Genomic DNA, 11,168 nt, shown 5'->3' with positions numbered 1-11,168 from the left:
CGACTGGACATACTCTGTAACATTGGCCACATTTTAAACATTTTTCTTTATTGACCTCAAACTTTATGAGGTCTATACATACATGAGCAGGACACTTTTTTTCTGTGATATGAGCTTTATATTCATCATGAAAATATTTCAGAGTTGTTAACACTGGATTAGGAGCAGTTTGACCAAGCGCACAAAGTGCAGTGAGCTTTATAATTTTACCAATTTTTTCTAACTTCTCAATATCTTCTTCTTTTCCTTTTCCAGATGTAATTCTCTCTAAGATTTTATGCATTTGTCTTAACCCTTCCCTGCAAGGAACACACTTTCCACAGGATTCATCCACAGTAAAATCAAGAAAATACTTAGCAGTATCAACCATACACGTATTTTCATCCATTACAACAACACCACCAGAGCCCATAATTGAACCAACTTTTGCCAAGCTTTCGTAATCCATTGACGTATCAAAAAGCGAGGCAGGAATACATCCACCCGAGGGCCCGCCTGTCTGAACCGCCTTTAGTTTTCTTCCCTTTATACCACCTGCTCCTATATCATAAACGATAGTTTTTATCGGTGTCCCAAGTGGAACCTCTACGAGTCCTACTTTTTCTACTTTTCCAACAAGAGAAAAAACTTTTGTTCCTGTATTCTTTTCTGCACCAATTTGCGTAAACCACTCTCCGCCATTTTTAACAATTACAGGAATATTACACCAAGTTTCTACATTGTTAATATTTGTAGGTTTCCCCCAAAGTCCTTTATTTGCAGGAAATGGTGGGCGTGGATGAGGCTTACCGGGCCTACCTTCTATAGATGCAATAAGTGCTGTTTCTTCCCCGCAGACAAATGCACCTGCACCTTTTGCAATATGGATATCAAAGGAAAAATCTGTACCGAATATATGTTCTCCGAGCAAACCATAATTCCTTGCTTGTTGAATTGCTCTAGTAAGCCTTTCTATTGCAAGAGGATATTCTGCCCTTACATATATGTACCCTTCAGTTGCACCAATTGCATATGCCCCTATCACTATTCCTTCAATTAACATATGGGGATCACTTTCCATTTCGTTCCTGTTCATATATGCACCTGGGTCGCCCTCGTCTGCATTGCAAATAACATATTTTATATCACTTTTTGCTTTCTTCGTAAAACTCCACTTCAGTCCTGTTGGAAAACCTGCACCACCTCTTCCCCTCAGTCCTGATCCTTTTACTTCTTCTATTACTTCGTCAGAAGTCATTTTCTCTAACGCTTTATACAACGCAGAGTATCCTCCCACTGCAATGTATTCTTCGATATCTTCAGGATTAATCAATCCTGCGTCTCTCAATACTATTTTTCTCTGTGGTTTAAAATAAGGAATTTCCTCGTATTTCGGAATATTTTCAAAATCTTCTCCATATTGTATTTTTTTATCAACGATGTGATCCCATTTCTCTATTTTGCAAAGTGCTTTCTCTTTCGTAATTTTACCTTCTATAACATCATCGATAATCTTCTCGGCATCACCTTCAGAAACTCTGTGAAGGATTACAAGAGGTTTCCCGGGAAGGGTAACATTTACTAAAGGTTCTTCTTTACAGTCTCCTATACAGCCTGTTTTTGTAAGCTCTATATCTAATCCTTTATTCTTAATAATGTCCTCTAACGCCTTGAATACTCTATCTCCTCCTGCTGCAATACCACATGTTGCGAGGCCTACCGCGATATGAGGTTTGTTAGGTAAAATCTTTTTTAAACCATTTTCCTTTACTTTATATAGGTCTTTTTCTGTTTTAATCTTCATTCTTTTTCCTCCATCCATACTTTTTAAGTATTTCGGGTAATTTTTTAGGTGTATTGTATCCGTAGATTTTCCCATCAATTCTTATTACGGGTGCCATGCTACAAGCACCAAAGCAACGTGCAGTATTTATTGTAAAAGATCGATCTTCTGTGGTAATCATAAATTTTCCATCAGAAGTTACTTCATCTAATTGAACTCTCAATAATCTTTCCAATGTTTCAAGAAGACGAGAGCCACCTTTCACATGACATGCAGTGCCTTTACATACGGTAATAATGTGTTTTCCTATTGGTTCAAGATTAAAAAATGAATAGAAAGTAGCAAAACTGTACAATTTTGATAATGGTGTATGAATCTTTTTAGATAAGGATTTAAGTACTTCTTCGGGAAGATAACCCTCCGCTGTCTGAATATCTTCTAAAATAGCGAGGAGTCTTCCAGATGGAAAATTGTATCTCGAGATTATCTGATTAAGTTCTTTTTCTTTCATTTTTACCTCCACAAAAAGAGGAATTACCCTTCTTTTTTTTCTCCTTTTTTTCTATTTGTTTTCCTTCAATTGATAGATTAATAAACATCTTTTCCTCCTTTTATCATAATAAGCCAACCCTATGCAGCTCATAGCAATATGAGTAGCATTTTTTCGCTCTTTTTAAAAAATTACAAAACGATAACATCATAAGTCTTAAAGAGAAACATTTAATCATTTCATAATACATTTTTAGAAAAGCAGCTGATTTTTTGAGTTTTATACAAGGCTTGGTAACAGAGGTGGTTTTTGAGCCCCATCCCTTGATCTCCGTTTCTATTCAAGGAGACTTATCTTTTTCCATATTTCCTCCTATGCTATAGTGATTAACTTCACGATATTTTAACATTTAAAAAATTATAGTCAAGTATTCCGCAAGCCAAATACGCTTAAACTACAAATAATATTTAGAATTATATAAGCATACCATCATTTATTTAAATAGAGAGAATTTTTGTAATTTGCGAAACTACGTATATTGTCAGTCATAAATAAAAATAACTTAAACAAGTTTATGGATTGCAATAAAAAACCCTAAAAAGCCATCAAAAATATGTTTCTCATACAAGGATTTGACACAACAAAAAAATTTGTTAAAATAGCTATAGTAAAAAAGAGGTTCTGATAGTAAGCAATCCATAACCACGCTTTAAAATCAGGACAATTTAAAATACAATAAAAATTTTACGGAGGCAAAATGAAAAAAGAAATCCCAACCAAATTGAGAAAATCAGAGTATACTTTCAAAGCAACATGGCTTGAAGGATTGCTTCAAGCATCAGATGGCGCTCCGCCAATGAAGCCAATGTATTCTGAAATCACAAGCAGGGACGGCAATAAACATGACGTTTTAATCCGTTCGATCAAAAAAGAAGAGATTGATCCAATGCTTAATTTTTTAAAACTCACACTCGATGCAGAATATGACTATTATGATATTGTTGGAGCAAGAGTTTATGCAGAATTACTTGCAATAAAGAGAAAAAGAATGAAAGATGAATATTTTTTCCTTGGGTTAGAAAATGGACATTTAGTTGGAATTGCCAACGGAAGACTCCTGAATGAAGATGTAAACATCAGCCTTCATACAATGGCCTTTGAAAGAAAAGTTGGTGCCGGTGGAATCCTATTCTATTCAAAAGCATGGTATGCATTTGAAATTTGTAATCAACAAGAGTTCTGGGCAACATTTGAAAGTTATAATGGATGGGTTTTAGCTGGACTTCGTATGGCACTTCCATCATACCCATGGCCTGATAATCAACATGAACTTGGAGGAGCAAAAATTTTCTACCTTACAAAAAAACTTTGGGAAGAAGAAATAAAAGACAATTATCTTGGACAAATTGCACATGGTTCCTTTAAAGAATCCTCGAAAGAATTAATTGAAAAAAATGAAAAACTAATTCTTTCAGAAAAATTAGAAATTTAGCCACTTTAATAATAAAGACCCCGTTCTCGGGGCCTTTATTATTTATCAGCTTTCTATAATTTCTTTAAATAAATCAATTAAATCAGATTAAAATCGCCTGAAAGACAACAGCTTAAAAACCATATTTATCTGCTTTTTCGAAATATTTATTTTAACTTTTCCAGATAGCTTTCTATCGTCTTTTCAACAAATTCCATCTCTTCCTTCTACAAAAAAATAACAGTAAAGCAACATATGGTTAAATTAAAACTTCTGCTTTAAAATTTGTTTCTATTTCAGTTGCTCATAGACATTTTAATTAATAAAAAAAAGGGGAGGCCAATGCCTCCCCTTTTAACTCTTGGTTCACTAACTATTTTTTCATTATCATCAAGAAATCATCTACCTCTTTTTTGTTATCAGCAACTGCCATGGCAATCTTTTCTGCAGTTACTGGCATTGTCTTTACTCTAATACCAATCGCATCTTCAACCGCATTTGCAATGATAGGTGCTGCTGGAATCATTGTATGTTCGGCAATACCTCGTGCACCAAATGGCCCATCTGGCTGAGGTACCTCAACAATTATCGGTACAATTTCATCAGGAATATCTAAAAATGTAGGGATTTTATAATCCGTAAAATTTGGATTGAGTATTTTACCATTTTCATCAAATCTCATATCCTCATACAATACAGTTGCTAATCCTTGCAAAAGACCTCCAATGATTTGATGCTCAACATTCCGTGGATTAATTGCTTTTCCGGCATCAACTGCCTCAACAGCCTTAAGAACCCTTATTTTGCCAGTCTGTTTATCTACTTCAATTTTTACTGCTCCAGCACCAACGGTGTAATGAACATTTGGATGACCACCCTGGCTTGTCTCGGGGTTCTGCTTTGCAGATGTGTATTCTGGCATAAATGAGCCACTTCCAACTATTGCCCCGCCTCTATACGTTCCGTCTTTAGTCTCAATCCCGTTTATTACGAAGTCCCTAAGTGGCAATTCAAAACTAGAATGCAATTTGCATTTAACCTTTTCATCTTCAAGATAAAGAGAATCTTTATCATAATGATATGCTGCATGTACAACCTCAAACATCTTATCCCTCATTTCAAGTGAAGCCCTCTTAACTGCATTACCACTAGCCCATGTTACGTGGGATGCAACGGTTTGCCAATGATAGGGATTTCTATCCGTATCTGGAAGCTCAACTCTTATCTTTTCAATTGGAACGGTAAGAATCTCTGCAGCAACTTGAGCCATAACCGTAAGATATCCCTGTCCTAATTCCATACCAGAAACAAGAATATTCAAACTTCCATCTTCATTGAATTTTATAAAAGCAGAAGTTGTAACGTTTGGTGGCATTGCAGGTGCTTTCCAAAAAATAGATAGACCTTTCCCAATTGCTTTGTTTGGATCTTTTGATTCTTCTTTTTTACCCCATTCAATTTCATCAGCAACTTTATCAATTGCTTCAAGAAGTCCATTAGGATTCATTGGGGCACCATAAGCAACAGAATCTCCCTCCTTTATTCCATTTTTTCTTCTGAACTCTGCTTGATCCATACCTATAGCATTTGCAATTCTTGTCATATGCGACTCAACCGAAAATGACATCTCCGAATATCCAAAACCTCTGTAAGGACCTGCTGCAGGAAGATTCGTATAAATACAGTATGAATCAATTGTCACATTTGGTATTCTATAAGGGCCTGTTGCTGACAAACCTGATGCATTCACAACATTTGCCCCGTACTCAGCATACGGGCCAGCATCCCAGTAGTTTGCCATCTCAAATGCAGTTATTGTTCCATCCTTCTTTACTCCAACTTTTATATTTGTAACAACCTGTTGCCTCATATACGTATTATAAAACTCCTGGTCTCTTCTCCACATAACCTTAACAGGGTGCCCTTTTACGGTCGTTGCCAGAGCAGCAGCGACAATCTCCATTGTTACCCCAGCTTTCCCACCAAAGCCACCACCAACATACGGAGCTATTACTCTAATATCCTTGTGTGAAAAACCAAGAGGAGCAAGTGCATCAGCAAAAAGGTTTCTCTGCGTATAAGGGGATTGAGTACTTGCCCAAATAGTTAACCTCCCTGAATAATCAAGAAGCCCAACTGCTATATGTGTCTCAAGGCAACAATGAGCATATCTTGGAACTCTGTAAGTATCTTTAAGAATAAAATCTGCATCTTTAAATCCTTTATCGGCATTTCCTTTCCTAAGTTTTAAACGATGGGTAATATTTGTGCCGCCTTTTGGAAAAAACCATGGCACATGAGGGTAATTTCCAAGGTCTGGATGAATAATAACAGCATCTTCCTTCAATGCTTCAATCGGATCAAAAACTGGTTGAAGAGGTTCGTATTCGACCTTAACTAATTTTGCAGCTTTTTGTGCAGTCCTTGGATCTCTTGCAATAACTGCTGCAACCTGCTCTCCAACAAATCTCACCCTATCCTGAGCAAATATGTATCGATCTTTCATGTATAGGCCAAACTTGTAAGGAAAGTCTTTTCCTGTAACAACTTTCACAACGCCTTCCATTTTTTCTGCTTTACTTGTATCAATACTCTTTATCAGTGCATGCGAATGAGGGCTTTCAATTATTTCAGCATAAAGAAGATTTGGTCCAAAGTCAATATCATCAACATATTTTGCAGCTCCAGTTACTTTTTCCTTTTCATCTAATCTTTTTACTGATTTCCCAATAAATTTAAATTCTTCCATTTCTCCTCTCCTTTTATTTTTTATCAACATCTCTTTTTTCTACATCAAGTACTGCCTTGATTATAGGAGTATAGCCAGTACATCTACATAGATTCCCTGATAGCCCTTCTTTTACTTCTTCCTCTGTTGGGTTTGGGTTTTTTTCCAAAAGCTCTGTCGCCGACATTATCATTCCCGGGGCACAAAATCCACACTGAAATGAACCGTGGTCAATAAAAGACTCTTGAAGGGAAGTAAGTTTGTCCTTTGATAATCCTTCAACTGTTAAAATTTCTTGACCATCAGCCTCAATTGCAAGTATTATACAAGACCTAACGCCTTTACCATTCAATAGAACCGTACAGGCACCACAATCTCCTCTTCCACATGCATATTTTATGCTATGCATTCCAAGTTTTTCTCTTAAGACATCAACAAGTAAATTATTTGGTTCTACATAAGTACTTCTTTTCTCACCATTTAAAATAAACGAAATTTTTTTCATCTCTTCCTCCTAAATTAATCTTTCTCCATAAGCTGGACCATTGCCATTAATTCTTTCAACAGCGGCCTTAATTCCTCTTTCAAGCATAATTTTTGCCACATGCACTCTATACTCCTTTGTAGCTCGCACATCTGTGATTGGAGAAATTTCTTCGGATACCAATTTTTTCGCCTCTTCAATTAATGAATCCGTTAGTGGTTTCCCATTCAAAAATGCTTCTATTTTCTTTGCTCTACTTGGTACCGGTCCAACCGCACAGAATGCTAAACGATATTCGTTCCCTTCTAATGCAAGTATGCCTAAACCAACCTGAGCAAGGTCTTCTCCTTTGTATCTACCAAGTTTTATATAGCTTCCTCCGTGTTTTTTCGCAGGAAGAGAAAAAACAATTTCACGAACGAATTCTTCCTCTTTGAGAGCAGTTCTTCTTGGCCCAAGGAACCAGTTAAGTGCCGGGATAACCCTTTCTCCCTCTGCGCCTCGCACGATAATATCTGCTTCGTATATAAGAAGGGCAGGGCCACTATCAAGTGATGGCACTCCTGAACAAATATTCCCTGCTAAAGTTGCCCTGTTACGTACTCCGACAGAAGCAACTGTCTTTGAGGATTCCCAGAGCAAAGGAAATTGTTCCTTTACAATATCTGAATCAATCAGGTCAGTAAAGGTTACAAGTGCTCCAATATGGAGCTTACCTTCTCTGAATTCAAGTTTTTTTAATTCTTCAATGCCTTTAATGTCAATAACCGCTGCAGGAGATTCAAGTTCATCCTTAATTCTAACAACCAGATCCGTACCGCCTGCAAGAAGGCGAGCCTTGCCTTTATATTCGCTAAGAAGTTTAATAATGTCTTCAATTCTTTCTGGTTTAAAATACTCAAATTCTTGTACTATTGCCATAGTTTCCTCCTCTAAAATAAAAAGGAAAGAGTGAAATTTTCACTCTTTCCTTCAAAATTAAAATTATTTTGCTTTCCAGGCTACAAACCTACCCCACATTGATTCTGCTTCCATGACTCTTGCAAGGAAACATCCGATGTAATATCTTCCACTTGGAAGATTTGCAATATCACTCGCAAGATTCTCTGCATGCACAATATGTTTCGGAAAGAGTTTTATATGCATAACTTGATAAAATTTCTCAATTGGGTACATCTCGTCCCAGTCTTTGCCAAACTGCTCTTTAAGTTTTCTATTTGCTTCTTGAAATGTTTTCGGGTGCCATATTCTCATGATTGTATTCATCGGGTGATCTGCACTAACAGCATCAACTCCTATCCATTTTATCTTCATATCAATAGCCCATTGCGCAAAATCAGGTGAAGGACCTGGATGTCGAACCATATACCTAAATTCGTTAGAATCTGGACTATTCCAACCATATTTATTCCAACCGGTTTTTATAATAAGGATGTCTCCTTCGTGGATATCTACAACTTTCTTTATCATTTCCGGGGTATAAACACTCACATCGCTTACCATATCTGAAATATCAGCTACAACACCAGGGCCAATCCATTTTTCAAGTGGAACCTGCCCAATTGTTTTACCTGCAGGGTAAAAATGTTTCTCCCCATCCATATGTGTACCAAGATGGATACTTGCATTACATATTGAAGCATTTCTACCAAGACCAAACTGCTGTTGACCAACTCTTTTAAAGAATTTCACAGTGAGCGGTTCATAGTTTAACCACTGCGGTGTTCTTACACTGAATGGTACTGTAAGGTCATACTGTTCCATTGATTCCATGATTTGAATAAACTCTTCATTATTCATGCCATCTGGTGCTTCATATGCAGCCAATCTTGTCCATGCTGCTTCTGTTTCCATAAACGGTATAACTCCATTAAAGAACCATACTCTCTTATTTAGAACTTTTTCTATATCTCCTCCAACACTTTCTACAAAAACTAAATGAGACTTTGGAACTTTTATATGCATCAGTTTATAGTATTCTTCAGGGGGGAACATTTCATCCCATTCTTTTCCATAATCCTCTCTCAATTTTTCTTTTGCCTTTGTAAAATCTCTCTCATGCCAGTATTTTATTGGAGTATTCATTGGATGCTCAATACAACCAGCATCTGTTCCAACCCATTTTAGTTTCATCTTCATTGCCCATTCAAAGAACTCCATATTTGCCCCGGGATGACGCACTAAAAAATCAAATTCGCTTGCATCAGGTTTATCCCAAGAGTACTTATTATAACCAGTATAAATAATAAGAATATCCCCTTCTTTTACATTTGCTCTTTCAGTAATCATTTCCGGAGTAATAATACCATAATCACTTACCGCATCCGAAATATCAACAACGACCCCTTGTCCTGAAAGTTCTTTAAGTGGAATGTCACTAATTGCTCTTCCACCAGAATGATACGCTGTTTCACCAACAAGATGAGTTCCAACAGAGTTACTCCAATTTAAGATCTGCCCATTTGCTCCCTGGCCACCGCCATAAGCTCCCGTAACTCTTTTAAAGAAATGCACCTCAAAAGATTTGTCATGAGGCCAGGGTGGTGTAAAGATACTAACAGGATGTGACAGGTCATAAACCTTGGCATTTTTCATTAATTCAAGAAACTTTTCACTTTCCATACTTACCTCCCTTTAATTTTTATTATTAAGACGCGTATTTCTTTGCAAATGCAACAACAGCATCCTTAAATACTTTCATTGGAGCATCAACAAGTCCTGCACCAACCTGCCCAACTCCGGCATCTTTGTGAGCAACACCAGTATCAAGGAATGGAACAATATTTTTCTCAACAACTTTTCTGATGTCTATCCCTGTTGGAGTTCCTCTACCATCGAAATTAGGAATTTGATAAATATTGTTTTCACCAATTGTAATTTCATACATTTCAAGGTTTTTAGAAGTTCCAAGCGCAACATTTCCTCCTACAAATTGAATTATTGCCGGTGCTGCAGCGATTGCAAAGCCACCAAGACCTGCAGTTTCCATTATTGAGCTATCACCTATATCTCTTCCAACATCTTCTTTTTTAAATCCAGGAAAAAGAAGAACATCCGGAACAGGGGATTCTGCAACAAACCATTCATCACCAAGTCCAGAAACTTGGATACCCCAGTCAGTTCCATTTCTTGACATAGCAGTTACCATAGTGCTTCCTTCAATATTTTTTGCAGGGTCAAGAGAGGCCTTGCAACTTGCCATAATAAATGGAAGGAAAGTATGAATGTTTGCCTGCATAAAGTTAATTACATCAATTGTGCTTTTTGTATCTTCCATAGTTTGTAGAAGATAAGGCGTTATTTTTGCAAATAATAAATACGACGCAGCTCTACTTCTATTATGAAGTTCGTCCCCCATTGTAAGTGCTTCTGCTATTATGGGCTTAAGCTCCATTTTCCCTGCCTTATTGATTGCTTTACTTAAAACTGGAAGCATAACATTTTCCATCCACTTCAACCTTTCAATAACATCCGGAGAATATGCACCCATCCTCAGAACCTTTCCAATTCCTTCATTAAGGGTGTTAAAAGCCACATTGCCAAATGTTTCATTTTTAACAACAGCAACAGGCATTGATGCAGAAACAATTCCAGCCATTGGTCCTACAGTGTCATGATGGTGACAGGGATCGAATTCAATTTCACCAGATGCGGCAAGTGTTGCTGCCTCTTCTGGAGTTTTAGCAAGCCCTTCGTACACCAAAACCCCCATAACTGCCCCCTTTTGAGGGCCACTCATTCTATCCCAGGTTACAGGCGGACCTGCGTGAAGAATAAGATTTTTCTTCATTCCAGGGATTACATCAATTGCTTTCTCAACACCAATCCAAACCGGTCTTGCATCAAGAAGCCTTTTAAAAGCTTCTTGGTTAGCTTTTTCAATGTCTACCATAATGCCTCCTTATAAAAATTTTTATTGTATTTTAAATTGTCCTGGTTTTAAGAAATATTTGAGAATTTATTTACTACCGGGACATCCTTCTTGCTCTCTTAAAATTTTAACAAAATTTTTATTCCCAGTCAAATCAAAGCAAAATAACAAAAAATTACCTCAGCCGAGAAAATATTTTAGAATAATGAACAACTATGCTATATATTCTTCTTTAATCGGAATTTTCTTGTTTTCATTTTCGAAGTAATGTTTTATTGCATCAACCCATTGCTTTGGACGCGGAAGCTCAAAAGCTGCTCTATCAGGTTTACCGTCCTTATTAATATAATGAAATGCAATGC

The 11,168-nt window shown here is 36.9% G+C and carries 8 protein-coding genes; 1 reads left to right on the top strand and 7 read right to left on the bottom strand.

The window, feature by feature from the left end; all coding sequences use genetic code 11:
• Positions 1-1,783, bottom strand: a 1,783-nt coding sequence (gene nuoF, locus U9Q18_02585) for an NADH-quinone oxidoreductase subunit NuoF (GenBank protein MEA3313246.1), incomplete at its 3' end; no start/stop codon positions are given.
• Positions 1,773-2,273, bottom strand: a complete 501-nt coding sequence (locus U9Q18_02580) for an NAD(P)H-dependent oxidoreductase subunit E (GenBank protein ID MEA3313245.1) — start codon at positions 2,271-2,273, stop codon at positions 1,773-1,775. The genes nuoF and U9Q18_02580, both read right to left, overlap by 11 nt.
• A gap of 736 nt (positions 2,274-3,009) precedes the next feature.
• Here U9Q18_02580 and U9Q18_02575 point away from each other — a divergent pair.
• Positions 3,010-3,744: an N-acetyltransferase gene (locus tag U9Q18_02575; protein MEA3313244.1), complete on the top strand. Its 735-nt coding sequence runs from the start codon at positions 3,010-3,012 to the stop codon at positions 3,742-3,744.
• Positions 3,745-4,096: 352 nt separating this feature from the next.
• Here U9Q18_02575 and U9Q18_02570 read toward each other — a convergent pair whose 3' ends face one another.
• The 5 genes from U9Q18_02570 to U9Q18_02550 all read right to left on the bottom strand — a co-directional run bounded on the left by U9Q18_02570 (position 4,097) and on the right by U9Q18_02550 (position 10,827).
• Positions 4,097-6,472 carry a molybdopterin cofactor-binding domain-containing protein gene (locus tag U9Q18_02570; protein MEA3313243.1) on the bottom strand — a complete coding sequence of 792 codons (2,376 nt, stop codon included), beginning with the start codon at positions 6,470-6,472 and terminating at the stop codon, positions 4,097-4,099.
• A gap of 13 nt (positions 6,473-6,485) precedes the next feature.
• On the bottom strand, positions 6,486-6,956 hold the full coding sequence (locus U9Q18_02565) for a (2Fe-2S)-binding protein (GenBank protein MEA3313242.1): 471 nt from the start codon (positions 6,954-6,956) through the stop codon (positions 6,486-6,488).
• A gap of 9 nt (positions 6,957-6,965) precedes the next feature.
• Positions 6,966-7,856: a xanthine dehydrogenase family protein subunit M gene (locus U9Q18_02560; GenBank protein MEA3313241.1), complete on the bottom strand. Its 891-nt coding sequence runs from the start codon at positions 7,854-7,856 to the stop codon at positions 6,966-6,968.
• A 63-nt stretch (positions 7,857-7,919) separates the two neighbouring features.
• Complete coding sequence (locus U9Q18_02555) at positions 7,920-9,557, bottom strand: cyclase family protein (GenBank protein ID MEA3313240.1); 1,638 nt, start codon at positions 9,555-9,557, stop codon at positions 7,920-7,922.
• 25 nt (positions 9,558-9,582) lie between these two features.
• On the bottom strand, positions 9,583-10,827 hold the full coding sequence (locus tag U9Q18_02550; protein MEA3313239.1) for a DUF1116 domain-containing protein: 1,245 nt from the start codon (positions 10,825-10,827) through the stop codon (positions 9,583-9,585).
• Between the last annotated feature and the right edge of the window lie 341 nt (positions 10,828-11,168).

The organism is Caldisericota bacterium, assembly GCA_034717215.1.
GTDB lineage: Bacteria > Caldisericota > Caldisericia > Caldisericales > Caldisericaceae > UBA646.
Note: the sequence above shows the minus strand (reverse complement) of the source record. Positions and strands in the feature narration are given on the sequence as shown.